Origin of the sequence: Mesorhizobium sp. M1D.F.Ca.ET.231.01.1.1, from assembly GCF_003999155.2 — a bacterium.
Taxonomy (GTDB): Bacteria; Pseudomonadota; Alphaproteobacteria; order Rhizobiales; family Rhizobiaceae; genus Mesorhizobium.
In genome coordinates this window covers 41,233-64,913 of record NZ_RZOZ02000016.1, presented here as the reverse complement: position 1 = coordinate 64,913, position 23,681 = coordinate 41,233, and the positions used below count along the sequence as shown (strand labels likewise).

Below are 23,681 nucleotides of genomic sequence, written 5' to 3'. Positions count from 1 at the left end.
GCCGATCCCGAATTGCCATCGATATTCGCCGTGCCGGCTCGCTCGGCCAGGCATGGGACCGAAATTCAACAAGGGCATGCTTCCACATTCGGTCAGGCGCATGCATTCCCGGTCGCGAAAATTTTACTGGCTATCGAGCCGCCCGGGGAGCAATTCAGCCACAATCCTGAATTGCCGTTCGCCTTGCTTCGCAGCCATAAATTTGATGCTCCTGTCCCTTCACGTCGCCGAAATCGGTGCTGGCTCGAAGACGATCATCTTCCTGCACGGCTTCGGCGGTTGCCATTCGATCTGGCGCGACGTGATTGCGGAATTGGTGCCCGGCGTCAGGGCATTGGCCTACGACCTGCCCGGCCACGGAAATTCCCTTGAGTACCCGGAAACGGCAGGCGCCAAACAGGCGGCACGCGCCATCCTCGCGGATCTGATCGGCCGCCGGCTGGGCAAGGTCCACCTCGTCGGCCATTCCATGAGCGGCGCGATCGCAACGTTGATGGCGCTCGCCGACCCTGAAAGAGTCGCCTCGCTGACCTTGCTGGCACCCGGCGGCATCGGTCCCGAGATCAACGGTTCGCTGCTGCGCCGCTATGCCGCCGCCGACGACAGGGACGAGGTCCGCGCTTGTCTTGCCGCCATGTCGGGGCCGCGGAGCGCGCCTCCTGAACATGTCGTGGAGGCGCTTTTCCGCATGCGTGAGCGGCCGGGCCAGTTGCCGACCCTCGTCGACACGGCGGCCGCGATGACCAGGGACGACCGGCAAGGCGTCATCCCGAGCGAGCGGCTGGAAACCCTGAACATGCCGGTAATGGTGGTTTGGGGAACGGACGATCCCGTCCTGCCGGTCGCCCAGGCCGAAGGCTTGCCGCCGCATTTCCACCTGCACCACGTGCTGGCGGCCGGCCATATGCTGGTCGAGGAGGCGCCTGACCTGGTTGCGGAGGCCGTGCGCCGCAACACGCGTCGCCGCGGCAGGAGCCAGCAGCCCGTATTCGGCGCGGCGGCGAGCTGAGCCCATCTCGCAGTGCATTTTGCCGGCGACTGTGTTAACTCGCTGTTTACCAACAGCGAGGCAGCCGCCATGAAGGATTCAGGCGACAAAATCACCCCGATCGAGCCGTCGCAAAGGCTCACGGACGCGATCCGCGACGTCAAGAACGCCTTCGCCGACCGCGACGACGTGGTGGTCGACATGCGCGAGGCGCATCGCATGCGGCTCGAGCTGCTGGCGGCCGAGCTCGCGCCCGTCTTCGCCGGTGTGCCGACCGAGATAGACAGTTTCGACTTCGCCGTCTCCTCCGGCCTGCAGCCGCGGTTGTGGATCGATGCCGTCAGCCATGTCGCCATGGGGCGGGACCGCCGCACCTTCCGCTTCCTCAAGGACACGCGCATCGGCCGCGTGGTGCTGGCCGAATCGACCGACATGAAGCCCGTCGCCGATGCCGTGACGCGATATGTGGCCGAGCGTGTCGTCGAGCGACAGCGGATGATGGAGGGCGTGGTCGAGAGCGCCGCGCTTGGCCTGCATCGCGCCGAGGTCCAGGAAGCCGAGCCGCCCTTGCAGTCCGCGACGCGCCGCAACGGCTGGACGACCTTCTTCGCCGGGCTTGGCCTGATCGCCGCCGGCGCGCTGGTGGGCCTTGCGATATCGCTCCTGCTGTTCTGGGACCGCATCGCCCAGATGAAGATCAGCTTTTGACTGGCTCAGCTTCTGACGAGTTCACGGGCCGCCGCTGTGTCGGCGCCCAGCTCGATCACTTGCAGGTCTGACGGCGGCAGTGCCGGACCGGTCAGGCCGCGCCTTGTCAGGCGGATGCTCCAGCCGCCCTTTTCCCCGTCAATCTCGAACAGATTGTACTGCGCGGCGGGATGCTTGCCGCCCGGCGCCTGGCCGGCGGCGGCCACGCCGACCACCGGGACCTTGGCGCCGCGCGGGCCGATGGTGAACAGCGACGGCAGGTGCGAGTGGCCATGCAGGACAAGCTCGGCGCCGTGCCGGCGAATGACCTTGTTGAAGCGCGCGATGCCGAACAGCCGCTTGTGCTGCGAAACCGCGCCGCGCACCGGCGGATGATGGATCATGATGGCGCGAAACAGCCCGTGCTTGGCCGTGGCGTCGAGGATCTTGCCGAGCCGCTCCGCCTGGCCCTCCATGAAGAAGCCGTTGGCCATGAAGGGCGCCGTGGCCCGCGCCGTCGTGACGCCGATCAGCGCGACATCGCCGCGCACGCGCAAATAGGGAAAGGAATTGCGGTCGACCAGGCTGTTGACGCCGTCGCCCGTCATCCACGGCGCCCACGACCGGCAGACCTTGTCGAAGGCGCCGGGCACGTAGGCGTCGTGGTTTCCCGGCACCACCGACACATCGTTCGGAGAGCCAAGCGTCTCCAGCCAGTGCTTCGCCATCTCGATCTCGCCGTCGAGCGCCAGGTTGACGAGATCGCCGGTGACGGCGAGATGGTCGGGAGCGTTGGCCTTGATATCGGCAACGATCGTGTCGATGACCGCATCGTGCATATGGCGGCGGCGGTTACGCTGCCAGTTGACGTAACCCAGCACGCGCTTGGACGCGAGGTCGCGATAGGTTACATCGGGCAGCGGCCCCAGATGGACATCGGAAATATGTGCGAGCCTGAGCATAGCCCATTCTTAAGCGACCCCGCTCAGGCTTTCTACTCACCGTTTGCTGTTCGCTCGGCGATTGCCGGATGACCGGCGGCATCGATCCGGAACAGGCGTTCCGCCAGACCGGCTGGTCAGGCCTGAGGGCAAGGCTGTTCCATCTCTATTTCCTGCTGCGGCGTCCGATGACGCTTGGCGTGCGCGGCTTGATCTATGACCGGGAGTCCAATTCCGTCTTCCTCATCCGCCACACCTATGTGCCGGGCTGGCAATTGCCAGGCGGCGGCGTCGAGTTGGGCGAGACGCTCGTCGAGGCGCTGGCGCGCGAACTGGCCGAGGAAGGCAACGTCGCGCTGACTGCTCCGCCGGTGCTGAAATCGATGCATTTCAACCACCGCGCCAGCCGCCGCGACCATGTCGGCCTCTATCTGATCGAGGCCTTCAGCCAGACCGCGCCGAAGCTGCCCGACCACGAGATCGCCGAGGCAGCGTTCTTCCCGCTCGACCGTTTGCCCAAGGGCACGACGCCGGCGACGTTGCGGCGGATTGGAGAGATTTTTGGCGGCGAGCAGCCTTCGCCTTACTGGTAGCTACGCCGCCCTCCTGAACCGGCTGCGATCATGGGGCGCCGCATAGTCGAGCTCCGGCCCAACCGGAACGATCCCCGTCGGATTGATCGATTTGTGGCTGCCGTAATAGTGCGACTTGATGTGATGAAGGTTGACCGTGCCTGAGACGCCCCGCACCTGATAGAGGTCGCGCAAATAGTTCGACAGGTTGGGATAGTCGGCGATGCGGCGCAGATTGCATTTGAAGTGGCCGACATAGACCGGATCGAAACGCACCAATGTGGTGAATAGCCGCCAGTCGGCCTCGGTGATGCGTTCGCCCACCAGGTAGCGCTGCTTCGAAAGCCGCTCCTCGATCGTGTCGAGAGCCAGGAACAATTCGCCGAACGCTTCCTCATAGGCTTCCTGCGTGGTGGCAAAGCCGGTGCGGTAGACGCCATTGTTGATCGCCGGATAGACCAGCGCATTGATCTCGTCGATCTCGGCGCGCAGCGACGGCGGATAGAAGTCGAGGCTCGCATCGCCCCATTCGTCGAAGGCGGAATTGAGCATCCGGATGATCTCGGAAGACTCGTTGTTGACGATGGTCTCCTGCTTTTTGTCCCAGAGCACCGGTACGGACACCCGGCCCGAATAGGCGGGATCGGCCTTGGCATAGATCTGGTGCAGATATTCGAGGCCGTAGAGCGCGTCGCCGGTGGCACCGTCCTTCGCCTTGAAGGTCCAGCCGTTCTCACCCATGAAATGGTGCACCACGGAGACGGAGATGATCCCTTCCAGCTTCTTCAGAACACGGAAGATCAAGGTCCGGTGCGCCCAGGGGCAGGCGAGCGAGACGTAAAGATGGTAGCGGCCGGGCTCGGCCTTGAAGCCGCGCTTGCTGCCTTCCGCCGGCGCGCCGTCGCACGTCACCCAGTCGCGCCATTGCGCTTCGGCGCGCACGAACCTGCCGCTGCCATCGGCAACGGTCGACCGGTCCTGCCATCTGCCTTCAATCAGCAATCCCATGCGAAATCTCCTTGCGGATCCAACAGACATTTAGGCTTCTGACCGGAATCTGAAACCCTCAGGCGCTGAACAGTTCGTCAACGACGAACCGGATCGTCAGGCGGCGGAAGAAAGGTGAAAGCGCCGATTGCAGCGGGGAAGAATTGATGCTAGCGGAGGCGCCCATGTTCGACTTTGCCACGATCCGGTTCGACCGACGACGAAAGGGCGCCCGCGCTTAAAGCGCTGACTGGCGAACGCTGCCGCTTGCAGCAACCTTCCCTCGCATACCGGAACGCAAAGACCATGAGCCTTGCCGACGTGACATACCTGCCGGAAGCCCCGGCGCACGATCCTGAAATCGAAGCCATCAACGACGAGGCCTTCGGGCCCGGCCGTTTCGTGCTTGCCGCCTACAAGATCCGCGAGGCCGGCGGGCACGACCGCTCGATGTCCTTTGTCGCCGTCAAGGACGCGACGGTGATCGCCTCGGTGCGCATGACGCGGGTCGCCGCCGGCGCCGGGCGCGCCTTGATGCTCGGCCCGCTTGCCGTGCGGCCTTCCTTCAAGAATCTCGGCATCGGCCGCCGGCTGGTCGCGATAGCGCTCGAGGCCGCCGCGAAGGCCGGCGCCCCGGCCGTCATGCTGGTCGGCGACGAGCCCTATTACGGGCCGCTCGGCTTCAAGCGCTTTCCGCGCGGCCAGATCACCATGCCGCGCCCGGTCGATCTCGACCGGCTGCTCCATCACGAAATGAGGCCCGGCGCGGTGGCCCGGTTCGTCGGCGAGGTCTGCCATGCGGATACGGCGCGGGTTGCCGACCTGGCCTCGGTCGTGGTCCGTGCTTCGGTCAACCCTCAGCCCTCGATCGACGCGGTCATCCAGGTTGCGCCGCAGCAGCGCGCTTCGTAGCATGACCCGAAATCCTGGGAGGACGCCGGCATGAATCCGAATGGGCAGATCGCGATCGTCACCGGAGGTGGCTCCGGCCTTGGCGAAGCGACGGCGCGCGCCCTCGCCGGCAAGGGCGCCAAGGTTGCCATACTCGATATCGGCATCGATCGCGCGGTCAAGGTCGCGGCCGACATTGGCGGCATTGCGCTTCAATGCGACGTCGGCAGTGCCGACAGCGGCAGCGCTGCCATTGCCGATGTGGCTGAGAAGCTCGGCGAGCCGCGTATCCTGGTCAATTGCGCCGGCATCGCCATCGGCGTGAAGACGGTCGGCAAGGACGGTCCGCACCCGCTCGACCAGTACCGCAAGGTGATCGAGATCAACCTGATCGGCACCTTCAACATGATCCGCCTGGTCGCCGACCGGGCGGCGAAACTCGACCCGCTCGCCGGCGGCGAGCGCGGCGTCATCGTCAACACCGCATCGGTCGCGGCCTATGACGGCCAGATCGGCCAGGCCGCCTACTCGGCGTCCAAGGGCGGCGTCGTCGGCATGACGCTGCCGGTCGCGCGCGATCTCGCCCGCTCCGGCATCCGCGTCTGCACCATCGCTCCGGGCATCTTCAAGACGCCGATGATGGCCGGCATGCCGCAGGAGGTGCAGGATTCGCTCGGCGCTTCGGTGCCCTTCCCGCCCCGCCTCGGCGAACCCTCGGAATATGCCGCGCTCGCGCTCCACATCATCGAGAACCAGATGCTGAACGGCGAGACCATCCGGCTCGACGGCGCGATCCGCATGGCGCCCAAATAAAAGGGAATGGTCACGACGCGGACAGCCGCCGACAAGACAGGGCCGCTGGCTGGCCTCAGGGTGATCGAGATGGCAGGCATCGGCCCGGTGCCGCTCGCAGCCCTGATGCTGTCGGAAATGGGCGCAGACGTCCTGCGTGTCGAGCGGGTGGACGCCAAGCAACCGCTTCTGTCCTTGCCGGACACCTGCGACCTCGACCGCCATGGCCGCTCCATCCTCAGGCTCGACCTGAAACGCCCCGATGGCGCGGAGCTTCTACTGCGTCTTGCGGAAAAGGCCGACATCCTCATCGAAGGCTTTCGCCCAGGCGTCATGGAACGGCTGGGCCTCGGACCCGACATCGTGCGCGACCGCAATCCGGCGCTGATCTATGGCCGCCTGACGGGTTTCGGCCAGGACGGGCCGCTTTCGCCCCGCGCCGGCCATGACATCACCTACCTCGCCTATGCCGGCCTGCTACACGCCATTGGCCGGCAAGGGGCGCCGCCCGTGCCGCCGCTCAACCTCGTCGCCGATCAGGGCGGCGGCGCCATGATGCTGATTGCCGGCGTGCTGGCTGCCCTCTTCCAGCGCTCGCGCACCGGCGAGGGCGAGGTGATCGATGCCGCGATGGCCGAAGGCGCGTCAATGCTCGCGGCTCCCGTCCACGCCTTCATGGCGGCAGGCCTCTGGAACGACCGGCGCGGCGAGAACCTGCTCGATTCCGGAGCGCCCTTCTACGACACTTACGAGACCGCCGACGGCCGGCACGTCGCCGTCGGCTGCCTCGAGCCGCGGTTCTTTGCCGAGTTCGCCAGACAGTTGCCGCTCGACCGGCGTTTTGTCGGCAGCCAGTATGACCGGGCGTCGTGGCCGCAGATGCGCGCCGCGATCGCCGCCAGGATCAGAGAGAAGACGCGCGACGAGTGGACCGAGGTCTTTGCCCCGACCGATGCCTGCGTCGCTCCCGTCCTGTCGCTGACCGAGGCCAGGGACCATCCGCAGAGCCGTGCCCGGCAAGGTTTTGTGCGATCGGGCACGCTCGAACGCCCAGCGCCGGCGCCGCGCTTCTCGAAGGCCGCGTCGACGCCTGCCGAGGCGCCGACGGCCGCCGACGGCCAACCTTCGGATGTGCTGAGCCGCTTCGGCATCGACGAAAGTGAAATCGAAGCCCTTGTCAGGTCCGGCCTGTTTGGCCAATAAACCGGAGAGCAGAAATCACCTTATCGCGGTGAACGCTTTGGCCGAGACCAGGAAGGATGTCATTCGCGAGACCGACGCCGAGGCCGTCAGGCTGGCGAAGACGCTGGTCCGCTCGGCTCGCTTCGGCGCGCTGGCGGTGATCGAGCCCGGCACCGGCGCGCCGCTGGCAAGTCGGGTCGGCGTGGCGACCGACATGGACGGCGCGCCGCTGATCCTGGTCTCGATGCTGTCCGCGCATACCGGCGCGCTTCTCGCCGACCCGCGCTGCTCGCTGCTTCTTGGCGAACCCGGCAAGGGCGATCCGCTCGCGCATCCGCGCATCGCCCTTGTGTGCCGGGCGCTGCGGTTGGAACGTGGATCGGCCGATCACGCCCGCGCCGAACGGCGCTATCTCAACCGCAATCCGAAGGCGAAGCTCTATGCCGGGCTCGGCGATTTCTCGATATTCCGGCTCGAGCCTGAGCGCGCCAGCCTGAATGGCGGCTTCGGCAAGGCCTATCTTCTAGATCGCGCCGACCTGATCACCAGCGGCCCGATCGTCGACGAGCTCGCGGCCAGCGAACAGTCGGCGCTGGATCACATGAACGCCGACCATGGCGATGCGCTTTGCATCTATGCGCGCCATTTCGGCCGGGCCGAGGGCGATGGCTGGACCGTCACCGGCTTCGATGCCGACGGCATGGACCTGGCTTCGCCGGATGCCGTGTGCAGAGTCTTCTTCCCGCAGCCGTTGGGCGCTGCCCGCGAGTTGCGCTCCGTGTTGGTCGAGATGGCAAAGACCGGACGCGCCGCCGACCAGGCACAGTAGCGAAAGTTAATCGCTCTAGATCGAAAGCAACTCTTGAGATTTAGATAAAATGATCTACCTTTCGTTGCAGCGCTGATTCACGGCGCTTCCTGACCTGAACATCGTGGAATCAGCCACCATTGCCCCCATGGCGGCTGGATGAGCCAGAAAACATGGGGGATCTATGATCTCGAGCAAGCTAGTCGCCAACGCCGAATCGGCTGCCGCGTTTCTGACGCTCATGGGCAATGAAAAGCGGCTGCTGATCGTCAGCTATCTGATCGAAGGCGAAATGTCGGTCGGTGCCATCGCCGAGAAAGTCCGGTTGAGCCAGTCCGCCCTGTCGCAGCATCTGGCCAAGCTGAGAGCGCTCGATCTCGTCGAGACGCGCCGCGATCGCCAGATGATCTACTATTCCTGCAAGTCCGACGCGGTGCGCGAGCTGCTGCGCATGCTGGAAGGCATTTTCGGCGACGGCGACCTGTCCCAGATGGCCTACAGGATGCGCCGCGCCGGCACTTGACCCGCGCTCTCCAAAGCGCCTTACCTCGCTGGCAATTTTTGCCGGCGAGATTTGCATGAACCTCATTCCCATCGACGACCCGCAGGATCCCCGCGTCGCCGCCTATCTCGACATCCGCGAGCGCGATCTCGTCGGCCGGCAAGGCCGCTTCGTCGCGGAAGGCAAGGTGGTGCTGGATCTCCTGCTATCGGCCGGACGCTTCACGGCGGAGTCGGCCCTCATTCTGGAAAACAGGCTGGCGGGCCTGGAAGGCGTGTTGCGCAAAGCGCCGGCGGATTTCCCGGTCTATGTCGCCGGCGGTGCGGTCATGGACCGGATCGCGGGCTTCCATATGCATCGCGGCATATTGGCGATCGGCGTTCGGAGCAGTCCGCAATCCGCCGAAGCCCTGCTCGAAACCCTGCCCGCAAGCGCGCTGGTCGTGGTTCTGGTCGGCATATCCAATCACGACAATATCGGCTCGATCTTCCGCAACGCCGCGGCCTTTGGCGCGGATGCCGTGCTTCTGGATTCCACCTGCTGCGACCCGCTTTACCGCAAGGCGATCCGCGTTTCGGTCGGCGCGGCGCTGAAGGTTCCCGCCGGCTCTTTCGGCGACGCCTCGAGCTTGACCGCAACGCTTGACCGGCTGGGCTTCAGCCAGCTCGCGCTCTCGCCACACGGCGAAACCGACATCCGCGCGGCGGAAAGAACGTCTCGGCTGGCGCTCTATCTCGGCACTGAAGGCGAAGGCCTGCCCGAAGCACTGCTCGAACGCCTGCGGACCGTGCGGATCGGCATGGCGGAGGGCTTCGACAGCCTGAACGTTGCAGCCGCCTCGGCCATCGCCCTGCATCACTTCTCGAAACGATAGCCGCGCCGCAACCGCCGCCCGCCGCTCGGCTGGCTTAGAGCAATTCCAGGAAAAGTGTGAGCGGTTTTCCGTCCGCAATTGCGTAAAAACAAGGAGATAGGGCGTTTCGCCGTTTCCGTAAAACGGTCAAACGCACTAGTTGGTCGGGTCGGTCTTCTGCAGGGCCCTTACGCGGTCGGCGAGGCTAATGCCGCGCTCACCCACGTCCTGCCGCCCCTCGCGAGGGGTCGCCAGGGCCTTGGCGATCGGCGAATCCGGCCCGTCCAGCCTCATCGTCAGATTGACGACCTCGGCCGCCAGTTCGTTCATCTGTTCGCGAAGCGCCGCGCCGGCGCGTCGTGCATCGCCTGCCTGTTCGGGCTTTGCCGTTTCGAGTACGGCAAGATCGGTCTTGAGCCGTTTGTTTTCCCGCGCAAGCGCCGTCAGCCTCGCCTCCAGCCGCTCGCGATCGCCTTCGAGCCTGGCGATGGCCTTGTCGATGCCACCGCCGCCTTGATCGGCCTGGTGAGCTCCGCCGTTTGCCGCGCGATCCTGGGTCGGGCGTTCACGCATCCTAGCCAGCTCTTTCTCGCGCCGGTCGAGCTTCTCCTCGCGATCGGCAAGGGTCGCAAGCAGCCGCTCGAGCTTCTTGTCCAGCTCGGTTGCCCGCTTCTTCTCCGCCTTGAGCGTGTCTCTGGCGGCTTTGCTTTCCGCGACGAGTTCCTGATTGCGCCGGTCCGCTTCCTTGCGCTGGCTGCGCAGCACCGCAATGTCGTTGGCGAGCTTGTCCAGCTCCGATTCGCGGGCCACGAGCTCGATCTGGCGGTTCGAGGAAGAGAAGCTGGCGTCGTCGTACATCTGCTCCAGCTTTTGCAGCTCCAGCGCCCGCTTCTCCAGGGCGCGCTCCGTCTGCGCCAGCTTTTCCGACAGCCTGTGCAATTCCTCCTCGCGCTGCCTGAGCTCCGCGTTCTTGGTCTGCAGATCGGATAGCGCCTGGTTTTTGTCCTGCTTCTCGACCGCCAGTCCCTTCAGGGCCTCGCTGCCGCGGCCGATCTCGACCAGTTGCTCGGCCACCTTCTCCTTGAGGCTCTTGATGTTCATCTCGAGCCGGCGCGTGTTCATGGCGAATTCGGCGCGGACCCGGTCCTTCTCGGCCAGGATCTCGGCAGGCGTCAGCGGCATCGAGGCTTCGAGGCGCCTGCGCGTCAGGACGACGGCGCGCCGCCAGACGGCCGGCGCTATCAGCGACACCAGAAAGACGGCGCAGAGGAAGCCGAGTGCGAAGAACAGGATCGACTGGACCAAGGTGGACTATTCCGTATGCGAGGCGGCGACCCGCCAATGCCCGACTGTGCCACCTTGGCATGGCGGAAATCCAGCGTCGCGGCAAGAGCATGCCGCGGCGCGAACGGTCTTATCCGGGCGGTTGTGACAATCCTGTCCGCTCAGAACGGATTCCAGGTCGCCCGTTCCGTAAGCTTCAGATAGCCGAGATTGACGCCGAGCCGGGCGCCGACGCCGGTGCGGATCGGGACGATGAGAACCCTGTCGCTCTGCAGCACGTTGAAGCCTACGCCCGCCACGACATAGGCGGAACCGGCGACGCCGCCGAAGCGGTTGTAGAGGCTGCTGATGTCGTCGAGATTGTAGACCAGCATCATCACGCGCGAGCCTTCGCCGCCGAAATCCCAGCCGAGCGATGGGCCTTGCCAGAACACCTTATGGTCGCCGGCGTTCTTGGTGTAGAGCGTGCCCTCGCCATAGGTCAGGCCGCCGATCAGCGCGCCGGATCCTTCCTCGCCGAGCAGGTAGCCGTTGGGCAGGCCGTAGGACGCGAAGATCTTTTCGACCACGGTGGCGAGACCGCCGGACGTTGCGCCGAAGAACTTGTGGCCGGAATCGATGATCTCCTGCGCGGTGTATTCCTGCGCCCGCGACGCGGAGGTTGAGACAATGAGCGCGCCCATGAGGGCGATCGTCATGGCGAGGACGCGGACGAATGTCCGGTCATAGAATCGGGAAAACATGCTTCCAATCTCCGTCAGGGAGCACTTTCGCCGACGCCTCGTACCCCTTCGGCTCTTGGCGGCCGTTTCGAGATGACTATCACGGGCAAACTATGCCGTAATCCTTTTTCAACCATTAAGCTGGCGCAGGAAGATGGCGGTTCGAAGGCTGGCGGCCCGACACGGTGTCCACAAGCCTCGCTTTCCCGGCCTGAACGCGCCATTTTCGCCGTCGGTGGCCGCGGATTTGTTGATGCACGGGCGGGCGCTGTGTATTCAGAGGCCTTGGAAGAGAGCGTGATTCGCGTGGCGGGTGCGAAAACGCTCGGCCATGAATATGTGAACCAGCAGGGATTTCTCCGATGGCCGAGCTCTTCACCCTCTCCGCGCCCGATCTGGCGGCGCTTCTGTGCAGCCGCGTCTGCCATGACATCATTTCGCCGGTCGGCGCCATAAACAACGGTCTCGAACTGCTCGATGAAGGCGGCGCCGACGAAGACGCCATGAAACTGATTCGTCAGAGCGCCAGGAACGCTTCGGCGCGGCTGCAGTTTGCCCGCATCGCCTTCGGCGCCGCCGGCTCGGCCGGCATGATGATCGACACCGGCGACGCCGAGGCCGTGGCCATCGCCTTCTTGAAGAACGAGAAGCCGGAACTGGTCTGGAACGGCGCCCGCGCGCTGCTTCCCAAGAACAAGGTCAAGCTGCTGCTCAATCTCCTTCTCGTCGCCAACGCGGCCATACCGCGCGGCGGCAAGCTGGTGGTCACGCTGGAGAACCTGGAGACGGAGCCGCGTTTTTCGCTGTCGGCCAGCGGTCCGATGCTGCGCGTGCCGCCGAAGTTCCTCGAACTGCACTCCGGCCACAAACCCGAGGAGCCGATCGACGCCCATTCGGTCCAGCCCTACTACACGCTGCTTCTGGCGCGTGAGGCCAATATGACGATCTCGATCCATGCGACCGCGGACGAGATCGTTTTGTCGGCGGTCTAATGCATGTCGCGCAAAAGTGCGCGGCGGTTCTTGCGAGAACGAAATGCATAAAAACAAAGGCCTGAAGCGCGTCGCCTGAATCCATTTCAGCGCGACGCGCTTTAGCCAACGGCCAAGAACAGGCCAAGTATTATTTTCGCCGATGTTGTCGCGTGCTGCGCAAACGAAGCAACGTCCGCCCTTGCCGGAGTGTCGGCTTGGCGCTGAAAAACCGCGCCATACGCCTCTTTGCAAAAACTTTACCTAACGGCTTTTCGGCTTCTTTACCAGATTGCCCTATGGTGCCCTGAGGTTACCGGAGGTTGCCGGTTCGGCAGATGGCAAAGAGGACCCGGAAATGAAGCGCTGCCTGTTCGTGGACGATTCGAGCGTCATCAGGAAGGTCGCAAAGCGGATCCTTGGCGGCTCGGACATTGTGGTCATAGAAGCGGCCACCGGGCTTGATGCCATTGAGATCTGCTCCAGCGATATGCCCGATGTCGTCGTCGTCGACGGCGGGTTGGCGGATATGCAGGCCGCGGATCTCATTCGTCGCATCCGCGGCGTGGACGCTGCGGTCAAGCCACAGATCCTGGTGTCGCTGATCGAAGTCGATGTCGGCGCGATCATGCGGGCGAAGCGGGCCGGCGCCCAGGGCTATCTGCTGAAGCCGTTCAATCGGGCGCAATTGCTCGAGAGCTTCCGCGTCCTGAAGATCGCCGCCTGATCTCGCGAAGGGCAGTTTTCGCGCAAACGAAAAACCCGGCCGGAGCCGGGTTTTTCGTTTGATTTTCCTGATCTTAGCTCAGGCACTGACGCGGATGTCTTCCGGCTCGCGCAGCACATAGCCGCGGCCCCACACCGTCTCGATATAGTTCTGGCCGCCGGACGCCGCGTCGAGCTTCTTGCGCAGCTTGCAGATGAAGACGTCGATGATCTTCAGTTCCGGCTCGTCCATGCCGCCATAAAGGTGGTTGAGGAACATCTCCTTGGTCAGCGTCGTGCCCTTGCGCAGCGAGAGCAGCTCCAGCATCTGGTATTCCTTGCCGGTCAGGTGCACGCGCTGGCCGCCGACCTCGACCGTCTTGGCATCGAGATTGACCACCAGGTCGCCAGTGGTGATGACCGACTGGGCATGCCCCTTGGAGCGGCGCACGATGGCGTGGATGCGCGCCACCAGCTCGTCCTTGTGGAAAGGCTTGGTCATGTAGTCGTCGGCGCCGAAACCGAGGCCGCGCACCTTGTCCTCGATGCCGGCCATGCCGGAGAGGATCAGGATCGGCGTCTTGACCTTGGAGAGGCGAAGCGTGCGCAGCACCTCGTAGCCCGACATGTCGGGAAGATTGAGATCGAGAAGGATGATGTCGTAGTCGTAGAGCTTGCCGAGATCGACCCCTTCTTCGCCGAGGTCGGTCGTATAGACGTTGAAGCTTTCCGATTTCAGCATCAACTCGATGCTCTGTGCGGTTGCACTGTCGTCTTCAATCAGCAGAACACGCATTTCATTCCCCTTTTCTGCTGCCGGACCCTGTCACGGCCCGTCCGGGACCCGGAGCAGTGATTGCCTGAACAGAAGGTGCCACCGACTGGTTAACAAATCCTAATTTCGTGTCGGTCACGATATCAGAATTTTTAACCCCTTTCTACACCTACTTGAATCTAATAACGAATCGTAGACCCAAATTGCTCATGTACCACATTAATAAGCCAGCCTAAGTGATTCCAGAGACTCGCAGGCCGCGCTTCCCGCCGCTGCCGGAATTTTTACCCGGCCTTAAGTCCTCGCCCGTATGATTAACAATGCCCGTAAACGAATGGTTACCGCCGGCAAAAATCTTTAGGGCTTTGTTTCCCATAGAGTGGGGAAAGCCGGGGGAAACGGGCGACGCTTGGGCCTTTCGAGGCCGATAGGACGACAAGCAGATGTGCGTTTGCGGAGTACCGAGTCATGAAGTCACGTGAAAACCTCGTTCGGCTGAAGCAGTTTCAGGTGAATGAGAAGCGGCGCCAGCTGTTGCAGCTGGACATGATGATCGCCGAGTTCGAACGCATGGCCGTCGAATTGGAGGCGCAGATCGTCGCCGAAGAGAAAAAAGCCGGCATCACCGACATCAATCATTTTGCCTATCCGACCTTCGCCAAGGCGGCACGCCTGCGCCGCGACAACCTCAGGAACTCCCAGGGCGACCTTGCCCAGCAGCGAACCATGGCCGAATCATTACTCGGCGAAGCTGAAGCGGAGCTTTCCAAGGCCGAGATGCTGGAATCGCGCGACAGCAAGATCCGCGACGCCGAAGTGGGCGGCCGCAGCGCCATGATCGGCTGAGCCGAGCGCGCTTTGCCGCCATCGCCGGGGTCCTCCGGCATCGCCCTTGAGACCGCGCCGGGCCTGTTCCCGCCCGCGCTTCCGCGTCAAGGCAGCATTGCCATATCGTCCTGATGGTCCGCCGATGCCCTGGCACGGGCATCCTTGATATCGGGCGCATGCTCTTCCGCCCAGGAGCGGATCTGGCTGAGCAGTTCCGCAAGATTCCGGCCAAGCTCGGTCAGCTCATACTCGACCCGCGGCGGGATGACCGGGAACACTTCGCGCCTGACCAGGCCGTCGCGCTCCAGCACACGCAGCGTCTGGGTCAGCATCTTCGGCGTGATGCCCTCCAGCTTGCGCGCCAGCTCGCCATTGCGCATCCGTCCGCGCCGCAGCGCGCAAACGGTCAAGTAGACCCATTTGCTGGCCAGCATCTCGAGCACTGTATGCGATGGGCAGGTGCGGCGGAAAGCGTCGTAGCCGAAAGGGGATTTGTCGTCACTATCCATGAGGTGCCTATATATAGAAAAGGTACATACTAGACAATAGGATATTACTATCCAAATGATAGCGGCACACGATCACACGGGAGGCCTTCATGCGTGCCGTTATCCAGAATTCCGTCGGTGGACCGGACGTCCTTTTCGTCGCCGAACAGCCTGATCCCTCGCCAAAGGCTGGCGAGGCGCTGGTTCGCGTCAAGGCGGCGGGCATCAATCCAGTCGACGGCGCCGTGCGCGGCGGCTTTTACCCGCTGCTTGGCGAGCCGCCCTTCATTCTCGGCTGGGATATTTCGGGAACCGTCGAAGCGCTGGGTGACGGCGTGACCGCCTTCAAGGCCGGCGACGAGGTATTCGGCATGCCGCGCTTTCCAAAACAGGCCGGAGCCTATGCCGAGCTCGCCGCCGTGCCGGCGGACGAGATCGCCGTCAAGCCCGTCGGCATCGATCATGCCCACGCAGCGGCGCTGCCGCTTGCCGGCCTCACCGCCTGGCAAGGCCTTGTCCGCCACGGCCACATACAGTCGCGCCAGCGCGTGCTGATCCATGCCGGCGCCGGCGGCGTCGGCCATCTGGCGGTGCAGATCGCCAAAGCAGGCGGCGCCTATGTGGTCTCGACCGCCAGCCCCGACAAGATCGATTTCGTTCGCTCGCTCGGTGCAGACGAGGTGATCGACTACACCACGGACGATTTCACCGGGACGGTCGGCAATGTCGATCTGGTCCTGGATGCGTTTGGCGGGGACCACGCCGACGAATCGCTTAAGTCGCTGCGCGACGGCGGCGTGCTGGTCTCGCTGCTCAACGTCCATGACGCCACCAGGGCGAAGGCCAGCGCGCGCGGCATTCGCGTCGAGCGGATCTCGGTAGTGCCCGACCGCGAGGGCCTCGTCGAACTCGCCAAGCTGGTCGATGCCGGGAAGTTGTCGGCGCACGTAGCGAAGGCTTTTCCGCTCGATCAGGCGGGCGCCGCCCATGCCTTCCTTGCGACCCGGCCGATCGGCAAGGTCGTGCTGACGGCCTAAGCGAAAGGCTGCATCAGAAAAACGAGAAGGGCGCGGATTCCGCGCCCTCGTCCGTTTCCCAGCCAGTGGCTAGTGCCGGTATTGCTGGATCCGCGTGGTACGCAGCCCGGCAAGGCCATATTCGTCAATCGATGCCTGCCAGGAGAGAAATTCCTCGGTGGTGAGCTTGTAGCGCTGGCACGCTTCTTCAAGGCTGAGCAGTCCGCCGCGCACCGCAGCGACCACTTCCGCCTTGCGCCGGATAACCCAGCGCCGTGTATTCGTCGGCGGCAGATCGGCTATCGTAAGAGGGCTGCCGTCAGGCCCGATAACATATTTGACTCTAGGTCTAACCAGATCGGTCATCGTACTCTCTACTAAAAACTCAAAGACCCAATCCCCGCCACAGTACCGCCACAGCTTTAAAAATTGCCTAAGCGAACCCTAATGACTAGGTAAGGATCGTGAACGTCACGTTAGGTTTTTGTTCGGCATTTGAGACAAACGCGGTGCCGGCCCTGATTTTGCCGGGAAAAATCGCCGAAAAAATCGCCTAAAGGAGGCAAGCTGGCGCAGCCGGGGCGCATGACCTATATTCCGGCGATTGGCAGCCAGCGCCACGCAGATTGAAAGAACCATGAACAGCCTCGACCTTCCCGGACGCCCAGAAAACACCCGCGTCGTCGTCGCCATGTCGGGCGGAGTCGATTCGTCGGTCGTTGCCGGTATTCTGAAGCGCGAAGGCTATGATGTCGTCGGCGTCACCCTGCAGCTCTATGACCATGGCGCGGCGACGCACCGGGCAGGGTCCTGCTGCGCCGGCCAGGACATCGACGACGCCCGCCGCGTCTCCGAGACGCTCGGCATCCCGCATTACGTGCTCGATTATGAAGAGCGCTTCCGCAAGGCTGTCATCGATCCCTTCGCCGAGAGCTATGTCGCGGGCGAGACGCCGATCCCCTGCGTGTCCTGCAATCAGACGGTCAAGTTCGCCGACCTTTTGACCACCGCGCAGGATCTCGGCGCCGACGCTTTGGCCACCGGCCACTACATCCGCTCGCGCGCCAATGGTGCCCATCGCGCGCTCTACCGTCCGGTCGATGCCGACCGCGACCAGAGCTACTTCCTGTTCGCCACCACGCAAGCGCAGATCGATTATCTGCGCTTCCCGCTCGGCGGTCTCTCCAAGCCGCAGGTGCGGGCGATCGCGGAGGAGATGGGGCTGACGGTCGCCGCCAAGCAGGACAGCCAGGACATCTGCTTCGTGCCGCAGGGTAAATATTCCGACATCATCGCCAAGCTGAAGCCGGAGGCCGCCAACCCGGGCGATATCGTCCACATCGACGGCCGCGTGCTCGGCCGCCATGAGGGCATCCTGCGCTACACAATCGGCCAGCGCCGCGGCATCGGCATCGCCTCCGGCGAGCCGCTCTATGTCGTCCATCTCGACGCCGACCGCGCCCGCGTCATTGTCGGCCCGCGCGAGGCGCTGGAGACGCACAGGATCTACCTGCGCGCCGTGAACTGGCTCGGCGACGGCCCCCTCGCTGACGTCCCTGAGGGCGGGATCGAGCTTTTCGCAAAAGTCCGTTCGACCAGGCCGCCGCGCCCGGCCGTGCTGCATCACCGCGACGGCGTGACGTCGGTCGAGCTGGCCGACGGCGAATCCGGCATCGCGCCCGGACAGGCCTGCGTGCTCTATTCCGACGACGGCAATGAGGCGCGTGTGTTCGGCGGCGGCTTCATCGAGCGCTCCGAGCGCGGCGCCGAAGCCGAGGCGATGCTGTCCAGGCTTGCCCAGCGGCCCGCGCACATCCCTGCCGAGTAAGCGCCGCTTCGACCGGCCGCTTCAGATCAGCCATCTTCGTGATCGGCTCAGGCCGATGAGCCGCTATGCGTCACGGTGCCGGCGGTGAGGATGCGCAGCACCCGGATCGCTTCCTCGCCGCCGGTGCGCGGTTCGGCGCGCGTTTCGATACACTGCATGAAATGCGCGAGCTCGCGCGTCAGCGGCATGCCTTCGCCGACCGCCACGTAAGAAGGCTCGTTGGCGGTGAAGGCCCACTGGCCGCTGTCCTGCCAAACCGCGTGCCGGTAGACGGCAAGCTTGCGCTCCCAGGGCTCGACGTCGTCGAACACCGCCATCGCCTTGGTGCCGACCACGGTGAGCCGGCGCTCGCGATAGGGGTTGAGCCGCGAGGCGAAGAGATGGCTGCGCACGCCGTTGGGAAAGCGCATGTGCAGATGCGCGAAGTCGCTGAGGTTGTCGAGCAGCGCCGCGCCCTCGCCCCTGACTTCGATCGGCTCCGTGCCGGTGATGGCGAGGATCATCGAGAGATCATGCGGCGCCAGGTCCCAGAGCGCGTCGTTCTCGGTGTGGAACTTGCCGAGGCCGAGCCGGTGCGAGTGGATGTAGCGCACCTCGCCGAGCTCGCCATTGTCGATCAGCGCCTTCAGCGTCTCGAAGGCGGGATGGAAGCGCAGCACGTGGCCGACCATGAAGACGCGGCCGTTCTTCCTTGCCGCCTGCACCGAGCGCTCGGCGTCCGCGACCGTCAGCGCGATCGGCTTCTCCACCAGCACGTCCTTGCCGCCCTCGACGGCGCGAACAGCCGTGTCGGCATGGTATTGCGGCGGCAGCGCCATGACGATGGCGTCGATATCGGCGCGCTCGAAGAGTTTGTCCGGCTCTATCGCCAGGCAATCCTGCTCGCTGGCGAACCCTTCGGCCCGAGCGCGGTTGACGTCGGAAACGGCGTGGAGCGCGCCAAGCGCCTTGAGGGTGCGGATGTGGTTGCTGCCCCAGTATCCGCAACCGAGGACGGCGATGCGCGGCTTCATTCGTTCAAACTCTAGAATTTCATCGCCGAGACATAGCGACGTGCCCCGTCGAACTCAACCCCGATGCATGCCCTTCAGCGTCTGCCCGGCAAAGCTTTTCTGGGATGAGATTATGCCGATGCGTCCGGCTTGACAGCTTTGCCCTGCCAACCTTATATCCGCGCGACCTTGGCGAACGCCTCGAATTGCCCACGCTCCGTGTGCCTCTTCGAGCCTCTTCGCCGCTCCTGGCGGAGTAGCTCAGTTGGTTAGAGCACGGGAATCATAATCCTGGGGTCGGGGGTTCAAGTCCCTCCTCCGCTACCACTCAACAAAATCAGTAAGTTGGATCGCGCCAAGAGCGATCTTCGCGGCGTGCCGGTCAATGTCAGGCTGGCACGATCCGATCGGCCTCGCCTTGTGGCGGTTCAGCGCGCGCGGATCGGTCACGTCGAGGACACGGCCGTCGACGCTTGCGACGCCGGCCGCCTTCAGCGCTTCGGCGGCTGTCTTCAGCCCATCCGCGTTCGTGTCGAGCAGGACGATGCGCGCGCCGCAATTGCCGAGCGCTCTGGCCGCCGCGAAGCCGATCCCGCTGGCGCCGCCGGTGACGACGGCAACCTCGCCTGCCAGATCGAATTGCGACCCGTAGTCCATGCACGTCGTCCATCAGGACCGAGCTGGAGCGCGGGCAAAACTCCGCCCTCGCCGCCGAAGCGGCGTCGCAGTCCCGACTGGTCCTGATAAATGCCTCCGGGTCAGGCTCCTCCCGATCCCATGAACGAGGAGGTTACAGAAGCTTCCTGGCTCGTCAATCTGGTCATAACCAGAAAAGATTTTTTGGCGGACGCTTGGATCAGGTGCGATCGACGCCGTTCACCGTCGCCGACGGCTGCTCGACCGCCATATGGATGCGGGCGACGGAGGAGTTGTAGAAGGCCTCGTAATATTCGAGAGCGGCGCCGTCCGCGTCGTAGGCGATCGACTCGATCTCGATCAGCGGGGTGTTGGCGGCGACGCCCATCTGCTCGGCCTCCTCCTTGGTCAGCAGCGCCGCGCGCAGCCAGCGGTCGGCGCGCTTCACCGTCAGGCCGAAAACCGCGCGGATGGTGCCGAAGATCGACTGGTTTTCCGACAGGATGTTTTCGAGGCCGGGCACGCGGTGCCCGGGCAGGCTGATGCGCGTCATGGTGATCGGCGAGCCGTGGGTCATGTAGACGCGGCTGATCCTCACCGCGCTGCCGTTGGCGGGAATGCCGAAGACGCTGGATTCCTTCGCGCTCGGCGGGCAGCGGTAGATCTCGAGCGTGCGCGTCGAGACCTTGTGGCCCTTGGCGGTCAGGTCGTCGAACACGCCGAGATTGGCCGTCATGAAGTCCACGTGCTCACGCGGTGCCGCGACGAACATGCCCTTGCGCGGCATCTTGATGATGCGGCCTTCGTTGGACAGCGAGCCGATCGCGGCGCGCACGACCGGGCGCGAAACGCCGAAGAAGTCGCACAGCGCCTGCTCCGACGGGATGCGCGAATTGGCCGCCAGCAGACCGGTGTTGATCGCCTCCTCCACCTGGTTGCGCAACTGCACCCAAAGCGGCGCCGCCTCGTCGCGGTTGAGCTGGACCTTGGAGCCGATCGAACGGAACGCCTCCGCGGCGGCGGCATCTTCCCGGTCGTAACGAGGACGCCCGCGCATTCTGGTCATCTGCTCCATTCGATCTTCAACCCGCCGCAAAATCATCTGCCGCGCCTGAAAAAAGCGGCAGCGCCTCCCTAACGGAGTCCGCCCGCCATTTTCACGCTCTCCGGCAAGTTTCGCAACCACAGCATGGCGGCGGCCCCCAGAAGCGGACCTGGAACCAGCAGCAGAAAGGCCCAGCGCCAGCCGCCAATGAAGTCGGCAAAGCGCGGCGTCAGCCAGATCGCGAGCACGGTCAGCGCGAAACCCAGCCCAAGCTGCACCGACAGCGCGGTGCCGACGAAGCGGCGGTCGCCGAGTTCCGTGACGGCGGCGGAGAATTGCGCCGAATCGCCGATCACCGAAATGCCCCAGACGACGGCGACCAACATGAAGAGCCAGAGCGGACCGGCAAACAGGAAGCCCATCAGCAGCGCGCAGGTTCCCGAGACGATCATCATGCCGGAGGTGGTCGCGGTGCGGCCTATGCGGTCCGACAGATAGCCGCCCAACAGGCAGCCAAGGATGCCGGACGCCACGACGAAGAAGGTCGAAAGCGAGGCGGCGGCGACCGACCCGATCGCCTGCGCCTCGAAGGCCGCGCGCGTATAGGCAAGCAGCCAGGCCCACATGGCGTAAAGCTCCCACATGTGGCCGAGATAGCCGAGATTGGCGAGAAGCAGCGGCCGCTCGCGAAACACCTGACCGATGCGCGACGGTTCGAACACCGCCTTGCCGAAGGGATAGGGCCCTTCCCTTGCGAACAAAAGAAGCAGCAGCGCACCGATGGCCGTCGCCAGGCTGGCGGCGGCAACCACCGGCCGCCAGTCGAACGACGTCGAAACGGCACGGAAGAGATACGGCAGCGCCGAACCGACGGTCAGCGCGCCTATGATCGCGCCGAGCGCCAGCCCCCTGTCGCGCGTGAACCAGGTAGCGACGAGCTTCAGCGCCGGCGGATAGACACCGGCCAGCGCCATGCCGGTGACGACACGTGCGGCAATCACGCCACCCGGTCCGGGATGAAGCAGCAGGCTTGCGTTGGCGAGCGCGGCGACGAGCGCCGCGGCCGCCATGAGGCGGCTGAGCCGCACCAGGTCGGGAAGATTGACCAAGCTCGCCGCCAGCGCGCCGATCACGAAGCCGACCTGAACGCCGTTGGTCAGCCAGGCTTCCTCGCCGGCGCCGAGCGCCAGCTCCTGCTTGAGTTCAGGCAGGATGGCGGTCGCCGAAAACCAGGTGGTCAGCGACAGCACGACCGCCAGGCAAAGCAGCGACAGCACGCGCCAGCGGCCGCCGTCGGCGGCCATGCCAATCGGCTTGCTCACCGCTGTCATGCGCCTTGCAGCGGCACGGTGAAGACCGTCGCGGTGCCGGTGAGACAAAGCTCGCCCTGGCCGTTGCGCACGCTCGTCTCGATCTTGCAGATCGGCTTGTCGGGGCGCACTTCCTTGACCTCCACGCGTCCGGTGATCTCCTCGTCAACGCCGACCGCCTTGAGGAACTTCCAGGCGACTTCGAGAAACACGGTTCCCGGTCCCGGCAGATCCTCCGCGACCAGCGCGTTGAGAATACCAGAAGTGACGCCGCCCTGGACGATCAGCTTGCCGAACACCGATTTCTCGGCCAGCGCCCGGTCATAGTGCAGCGGATTGCGGTCGCCGGTGATCTCGGTGAAGGCTTCGATGTCGCTCATCCTCGTGCGGCGCGTGCGCTCGGCAAAGGCGCCGACCTGCGGACGGCCCTTCACCACGCCAACCCAACCGTCCTTCGTTTCGGTGCTCATTCCCGCCTCTCCTCTGTTCCGGTTTCGACTGGTTTGCATCGGCGGCGGCCAGGGCGTGGCGATCTGCCTGGAGCGGTAATCCTGGCACGCGCCCAACGTTAGAGCATGATTCCGAACCGAAGGTCTGCGAAAGCAAAAAGCGGGAACGGCCGCTCCTCCCAGCCGTAGCCTCAAGCCAGATCGAACCGCTCCACGGCCCGCATGATGCCGCGCAGCTCGGCGAGGCCCTTCAGCCGGCCGATCAGCGAGTAGCCGGGATTGATCCTGGTCTTGCCGATGTCGTCGGCGAGCAGATGTCCGTGATCGGGTCGCATCGGAATGCGCCAGTCGGCGCGGCCTTCCGCGCGGCGCCGTGTCTCCTCCCGCATCAGGGCAAGGATGACATGCGCCATGTCGGTGCCGCCCTCGAGATGCTCCGCTTCATGGAAGGAGCCGTCATCCTCGATGGTGACGTTGCGCAGGTGGACGAAATGAATGCGGCTGGCGAATTCCTTGACCATGGCGACGATGTCGTTGTCGGCGCGCGCGCCGTAGGAGCCGGTGCAGAAGGTCAGCCCGTTGGCCGGGCTGTCGACGGCGCCAAGGATGAAGCGCGCGTCCTCGGCCGTCGAAACGATGCGCGGCAGCCCGTAGAGCGAGAAGGGCGGGTCGTCGGGATGGATGCACATGCGCACCCCTTCCTGCTCGGCCACCGGAATGATCTCGCGCAGGAACCAGGCGAGGTTGCCGCGCAATTCCTTTGGCCCGATTGCATCGTATTCGGCCAGGGCCTCGCGGAAACTGTCACGGTTGTAGCTGCGTTCGGTGGCGGGCAGGCCGGCGATGAGGTTGCGCTCGATCCTGTCGATCTTGTCGTCGCCGAACTCCTTCAATCGCGCTTCCGCCTCCGCGATGCGCGCGGCACTGTAGCTGGCCTCGGCATTCCCGCGCTTCAGCACGAACAGGTCGTAAGCCGCGAAATCGATCGCGTCGAAGCGCAACGCATAGCCCGTCGTCGGAAGGCGGTAGGCCAGATCGGTGCGGGTCCAGTCGACCACGGGCATGAAATTGTAGCAGATCGTCGCGATGCCGGCCTTGGCCAGCGTGCGGATCGTGTCCTTGTAGAAGCCGACATAACGGAGCCGTTCCGGCGCGCCGATCTTGATCGAATTGTGGACGGGAATGCTCTCGACGACCGACCAGATCAGCCCCGCCGCCTCGATGATGCGCTTGCGTTCCAGGATGTTTTCCAGCGGCCAGGCGCGTCCGTCATAGATGTCGTGCAGGGCCGAGACGACGCCGGTCGCCCCCGCCTGCTTGACGTGATCGAGTGTCACCGGATCGTCCGGACCATACCAACGCCAGCACTGTTCCATCGCCGCTTTCCTTTTCGAGAAAGCCGCAACGTATTGTTGGACCACAATGTGAG

Annotated in this window: 27 protein-coding genes and 1 tRNA gene; 15 read left to right on the top strand and 13 right to left on the bottom strand. The window is 64.4% G+C overall.

Annotated elements, in window-relative coordinates; genetic code table 11:
- The first annotated feature begins 205 nt into the window (after nucleotides 1-205).
- The gene (locus EN874_RS29620) at nucleotides 206-1,009 is read left to right on the top strand and encodes an alpha/beta fold hydrolase (RefSeq protein ID WP_127428499.1); all 804 of its coding nucleotides are present in this window, start codon (nucleotides 206-208) and stop codon (nucleotides 1,007-1,009) included.
- Between the two features lie 69 nt (nucleotides 1,010-1,078).
- A complete protein-coding gene (locus tag EN874_RS29615) occupies nucleotides 1,079-1,696 on the top strand; it encodes a hypothetical protein (RefSeq protein ID WP_127428498.1) in 618 nt (205 codons plus the stop codon).
- Between the two features lie 5 nt (nucleotides 1,697-1,701).
- Here EN874_RS29615 and EN874_RS29610 read toward each other — a convergent pair whose 3' ends face one another.
- Entirely contained in the window at nucleotides 1,702-2,637 is a 936-nt protein-coding gene (locus EN874_RS29610) for a metallophosphoesterase (RefSeq protein WP_127428497.1), read from the bottom strand.
- A 68-nt stretch (nucleotides 2,638-2,705) separates the two neighbouring features.
- On the opposite strand from EN874_RS29610, the gene EN874_RS29605 reads away from it, so the two are divergent.
- A complete protein-coding gene (locus EN874_RS29605; protein WP_127428496.1) occupies nucleotides 2,706-3,209 on the top strand; it encodes an NUDIX domain-containing protein in 504 nt (167 codons plus the stop codon).
- Here the strand turns inward: EN874_RS29605 and EN874_RS29600 are convergent, their stop codons facing one another.
- Nucleotides 3,210-4,196, bottom strand: a complete 987-nt coding sequence (locus EN874_RS29600) for a glutathione S-transferase family protein (RefSeq protein ID WP_127428495.1) — start codon at nucleotides 4,194-4,196, stop codon at nucleotides 3,210-3,212.
- A 285-nt stretch (nucleotides 4,197-4,481) separates the two neighbouring features.
- Here EN874_RS29600 and EN874_RS29595 point away from each other — a divergent pair, with 285 nt between their 5' ends.
- The 6 genes from EN874_RS29595 (at nucleotide 4,482) to EN874_RS29570 (ending at nucleotide 9,224) form a co-directional block, all read left to right on the top strand.
- Nucleotides 4,482-5,087: an N-acetyltransferase gene (locus EN874_RS29595; RefSeq protein WP_127428494.1), complete on the top strand. Its 606-nt coding sequence runs from the start codon at nucleotides 4,482-4,484 to the stop codon at nucleotides 5,085-5,087.
- 30 nt (nucleotides 5,088-5,117) lie between these two features.
- Nucleotides 5,118-5,879 (top strand): 3-hydroxyacyl-CoA dehydrogenase, encoded by a 762-nt coding sequence (locus EN874_RS29590; protein WP_127428493.1) that lies wholly within the window; start codon nucleotides 5,118-5,120, stop codon nucleotides 5,877-5,879.
- A gap of 6 nt (nucleotides 5,880-5,885) precedes the next feature.
- Complete coding sequence (locus EN874_RS29585; protein ID WP_127428492.1) at nucleotides 5,886-7,061, top strand: CaiB/BaiF CoA-transferase family protein; 1,176 nt, start codon at nucleotides 5,886-5,888, stop codon at nucleotides 7,059-7,061.
- A gap of 37 nt (nucleotides 7,062-7,098) precedes the next feature.
- Nucleotides 7,099-7,869 (top strand): HugZ family protein, encoded by a 771-nt coding sequence (locus tag EN874_RS29580; protein ID WP_127428491.1) that lies wholly within the window; start codon nucleotides 7,099-7,101, stop codon nucleotides 7,867-7,869.
- A gap of 163 nt (nucleotides 7,870-8,032) precedes the next feature.
- Complete coding sequence (locus EN874_RS29575; RefSeq protein ID WP_127428490.1) at nucleotides 8,033-8,371, top strand: metalloregulator ArsR/SmtB family transcription factor; 339 nt, start codon at nucleotides 8,033-8,035, stop codon at nucleotides 8,369-8,371.
- A 55-nt stretch (nucleotides 8,372-8,426) separates the two neighbouring features.
- Nucleotides 8,427-9,224 carry an RNA methyltransferase gene (locus tag EN874_RS29570; protein ID WP_127428489.1) on the top strand — a complete coding sequence of 266 codons (798 nt, stop codon included), beginning with the start codon at nucleotides 8,427-8,429 and terminating at the stop codon, nucleotides 9,222-9,224.
- A gap of 135 nt (nucleotides 9,225-9,359) precedes the next feature.
- Here EN874_RS29570 and EN874_RS29565 read toward each other — a convergent pair whose 3' ends face one another.
- Entirely contained in the window at nucleotides 9,360-10,508 is a 1,149-nt protein-coding gene (locus EN874_RS29565; RefSeq protein ID WP_127428488.1) for a hypothetical protein, read from the bottom strand.
- 140 nt (nucleotides 10,509-10,648) lie between these two features.
- The gene (locus EN874_RS29560) at nucleotides 10,649-11,185 is read right to left on the bottom strand and encodes an EipA family protein (RefSeq protein WP_245513747.1); all 537 of its coding nucleotides are present in this window, start codon (nucleotides 11,183-11,185) and stop codon (nucleotides 10,649-10,651) included.
- Between the two features lie 386 nt (nucleotides 11,186-11,571).
- Between EN874_RS29560 and EN874_RS29555 the strand changes: the two genes are divergently transcribed.
- Complete coding sequence (locus EN874_RS29555; protein WP_126087946.1) at nucleotides 11,572-12,201, top strand: histidine phosphotransferase family protein; 630 nt, start codon at nucleotides 11,572-11,574, stop codon at nucleotides 12,199-12,201.
- Between the two features lie 337 nt (nucleotides 12,202-12,538).
- Nucleotides 12,539-12,907, top strand: coding sequence for a response regulator (locus EN874_RS29550; RefSeq protein WP_127428526.1), 369 nt, complete (start codon nucleotides 12,539-12,541; stop codon nucleotides 12,905-12,907).
- Between the two features lie 78 nt (nucleotides 12,908-12,985).
- On the opposite strand, the gene ctrA is transcribed toward EN874_RS29550, so the two are convergent.
- The gene (gene ctrA / locus EN874_RS29545; RefSeq protein ID WP_006203583.1) at nucleotides 12,986-13,681 is read right to left on the bottom strand and encodes a cell cycle two-component system response regulator CtrA; all 696 of its coding nucleotides are present in this window, start codon (nucleotides 13,679-13,681) and stop codon (nucleotides 12,986-12,988) included.
- Nucleotides 13,682-14,128: 447 nt separating this feature from the next.
- Between ctrA and EN874_RS29540 the strand changes: the two genes are divergently transcribed.
- The gene (locus EN874_RS29540) at nucleotides 14,129-14,506 is read left to right on the top strand and encodes a flagellar export protein FliJ (RefSeq protein WP_126087944.1); all 378 of its coding nucleotides are present in this window, start codon (nucleotides 14,129-14,131) and stop codon (nucleotides 14,504-14,506) included.
- 86 nt (nucleotides 14,507-14,592) lie between these two features.
- Here the strand turns inward: EN874_RS29540 and EN874_RS29535 are convergent, their stop codons facing one another.
- Nucleotides 14,593-14,997, bottom strand: coding sequence for a helix-turn-helix domain-containing protein (locus EN874_RS29535; protein ID WP_127428486.1), 405 nt, complete (start codon nucleotides 14,995-14,997; stop codon nucleotides 14,593-14,595).
- A gap of 89 nt (nucleotides 14,998-15,086) precedes the next feature.
- On the opposite strand from EN874_RS29535, the gene EN874_RS29530 reads away from it, so the two are divergent.
- Nucleotides 15,087-16,013, top strand: coding sequence for an NADP-dependent oxidoreductase (locus EN874_RS29530; RefSeq protein WP_127428485.1), 927 nt, complete (start codon nucleotides 15,087-15,089; stop codon nucleotides 16,011-16,013).
- Between the two features lie 69 nt (nucleotides 16,014-16,082).
- On the opposite strand, the gene EN874_RS29525 is transcribed toward EN874_RS29530, so the two are convergent.
- On the bottom strand, nucleotides 16,083-16,358 hold the full coding sequence (locus EN874_RS29525) for a DUF1153 domain-containing protein (protein ID WP_006203587.1): 276 nt from the start codon (nucleotides 16,356-16,358) through the stop codon (nucleotides 16,083-16,085).
- Between the two features lie 271 nt (nucleotides 16,359-16,629).
- Here EN874_RS29525 and mnmA point away from each other — a divergent pair, with 271 nt between their 5' ends.
- Nucleotides 16,630-17,820 (top strand): tRNA 2-thiouridine(34) synthase MnmA, encoded by a 1,191-nt coding sequence (gene mnmA, locus EN874_RS29520; RefSeq protein WP_127428484.1) that lies wholly within the window; start codon nucleotides 16,630-16,632, stop codon nucleotides 17,818-17,820.
- Between the two features lie 47 nt (nucleotides 17,821-17,867).
- On the opposite strand, the gene EN874_RS29515 is transcribed toward mnmA, so the two are convergent.
- Complete coding sequence (locus EN874_RS29515) at nucleotides 17,868-18,833, bottom strand: Gfo/Idh/MocA family oxidoreductase (protein WP_127428483.1); 966 nt, start codon at nucleotides 18,831-18,833, stop codon at nucleotides 17,868-17,870.
- Nucleotides 18,834-19,062: 229 nt separating this feature from the next.
- Here EN874_RS29515 and EN874_RS29510 point away from each other — a divergent pair.
- Nucleotides 19,063-19,139, top strand: a tRNA-Met gene (locus EN874_RS29510).
- Here the strand turns inward: EN874_RS29510 and EN874_RS29505 are convergent.
- The 5 genes from EN874_RS29505 to uxuA form a co-directional block, all read right to left on the bottom strand.
- Entirely contained in the window at nucleotides 19,134-19,469 is a 336-nt protein-coding gene (locus EN874_RS29505; RefSeq protein ID WP_127428482.1) for an SDR family NAD(P)-dependent oxidoreductase, read from the bottom strand. The two genes, EN874_RS29510 and EN874_RS29505, sit on opposite strands and share 6 nt — an antisense overlap.
- 199 nt (nucleotides 19,470-19,668) lie before the next feature.
- The gene (locus EN874_RS29500; protein WP_127428481.1) at nucleotides 19,669-20,505 is read right to left on the bottom strand and encodes a GntR family transcriptional regulator; all 837 of its coding nucleotides are present in this window, start codon (nucleotides 20,503-20,505) and stop codon (nucleotides 19,669-19,671) included.
- Nucleotides 20,506-20,582: 77 nt separating this feature from the next.
- Nucleotides 20,583-21,824, bottom strand: a complete 1,242-nt coding sequence (locus EN874_RS29495; RefSeq protein WP_127428480.1) for an MFS transporter — start codon at nucleotides 21,822-21,824, stop codon at nucleotides 20,583-20,585.
- Nucleotides 21,821-22,273 (bottom strand): MaoC family dehydratase, encoded by a 453-nt coding sequence (locus EN874_RS29490; protein ID WP_126087930.1) that lies wholly within the window; start codon nucleotides 22,271-22,273, stop codon nucleotides 21,821-21,823. Before EN874_RS29490 ends, EN874_RS29495 begins: the two co-directional genes overlap by 4 nt.
- Nucleotides 22,274-22,443: 170 nt before the next feature.
- Nucleotides 22,444-23,628, bottom strand: a complete 1,185-nt coding sequence (gene uxuA / locus EN874_RS29485) for a mannonate dehydratase (RefSeq protein WP_127428479.1) — start codon at nucleotides 23,626-23,628, stop codon at nucleotides 22,444-22,446.
- Nucleotides 23,629-23,681: the final 53 nt, after the last annotated feature.

Coding starts and splice junctions, on each gene's coding strand:
- EN874_RS29620 (WP_127428499.1), top strand. CDS start 206: ATGCTCCTGTCCCTTCACGTCGCCGAAATCGGTGCTGGCTCGAAGACG.
- EN874_RS29615 (WP_127428498.1), top strand. CDS start 1,079: ATGAAGGATTCAGGCGACAAAATCACCCCGATCGAGCCGTCGCAAAGG.
- EN874_RS29610 (WP_127428497.1), bottom strand. CDS start 2,637: ATGCTCAGGCTCGCACATATTTCCGATGTCCATCTGGGGCCGCTGCCC.
- EN874_RS29605 (WP_127428496.1), top strand. CDS start 2,706: ATGACCGGCGGCATCGATCCGGAACAGGCGTTCCGCCAGACCGGCTGG.
- EN874_RS29600 (WP_127428495.1), bottom strand. CDS start 4,196: ATGGGATTGCTGATTGAAGGCAGATGGCAGGACCGGTCGACCGTTGCC.
- EN874_RS29595 (WP_127428494.1), top strand. CDS start 4,482: ATGAGCCTTGCCGACGTGACATACCTGCCGGAAGCCCCGGCGCACGAT.
- EN874_RS29590 (WP_127428493.1), top strand. CDS start 5,118: ATGAATCCGAATGGGCAGATCGCGATCGTCACCGGAGGTGGCTCCGGC.
- EN874_RS29585 (WP_127428492.1), top strand. CDS start 5,886: ATGGTCACGACGCGGACAGCCGCCGACAAGACAGGGCCGCTGGCTGGC.
- EN874_RS29575 (WP_127428490.1), top strand. CDS start 8,033: ATGATCTCGAGCAAGCTAGTCGCCAACGCCGAATCGGCTGCCGCGTTT.
- EN874_RS29570 (WP_127428489.1), top strand. CDS start 8,427: ATGAACCTCATTCCCATCGACGACCCGCAGGATCCCCGCGTCGCCGCC.
- EN874_RS29560 (WP_245513747.1), bottom strand. CDS start 11,185: ATGACGATCGCCCTCATGGGCGCGCTCATTGTCTCAACCTCCGCGTCG.
- EN874_RS29555 (WP_126087946.1), top strand. CDS start 11,572: ATGGCCGAGCTCTTCACCCTCTCCGCGCCCGATCTGGCGGCGCTTCTG.
- EN874_RS29550 (WP_127428526.1), top strand. CDS start 12,539: ATGAAGCGCTGCCTGTTCGTGGACGATTCGAGCGTCATCAGGAAGGTC.
- ctrA (WP_006203583.1), bottom strand. CDS start 13,681: ATGCGTGTTCTGCTGATTGAAGACGACAGTGCAACCGCACAGAGCATC.
- EN874_RS29540 (WP_126087944.1), top strand. CDS start 14,129: ATGAAGTCACGTGAAAACCTCGTTCGGCTGAAGCAGTTTCAGGTGAAT.
- EN874_RS29535 (WP_127428486.1), bottom strand. CDS start 14,997: ATGGATAGTGACGACAAATCCCCTTTCGGCTACGACGCTTTCCGCCGC.
- EN874_RS29530 (WP_127428485.1), top strand. CDS start 15,087: ATGCGTGCCGTTATCCAGAATTCCGTCGGTGGACCGGACGTCCTTTTC.
- EN874_RS29525 (WP_006203587.1), bottom strand. CDS start 16,358: ATGACCGATCTGGTTAGACCTAGAGTCAAATATGTTATCGGGCCTGAC.
- mnmA (WP_127428484.1), top strand. CDS start 16,630: ATGAACAGCCTCGACCTTCCCGGACGCCCAGAAAACACCCGCGTCGTC.
- EN874_RS29515 (WP_127428483.1), bottom strand. CDS start 18,833: ATGAAGCCGCGCATCGCCGTCCTCGGTTGCGGATACTGGGGCAGCAAC.
- EN874_RS29505 (WP_127428482.1), bottom strand. CDS start 19,469: ATGGACTACGGGTCGCAATTCGATCTGGCAGGCGAGGTTGCCGTCGTC.
- EN874_RS29500 (WP_127428481.1), bottom strand. CDS start 20,505: ATGCGCGGGCGTCCTCGTTACGACCGGGAAGATGCCGCCGCCGCGGAG.
- EN874_RS29495 (WP_127428480.1), bottom strand. CDS start 21,824: ATGACAGCGGTGAGCAAGCCGATTGGCATGGCCGCCGACGGCGGCCGC.
- EN874_RS29490 (WP_126087930.1), bottom strand. CDS start 22,273: ATGAGCACCGAAACGAAGGACGGTTGGGTTGGCGTGGTGAAGGGCCGT.
- uxuA (WP_127428479.1), bottom strand. CDS start 23,628: ATGGAACAGTGCTGGCGTTGGTATGGTCCGGACGATCCGGTGACACTC.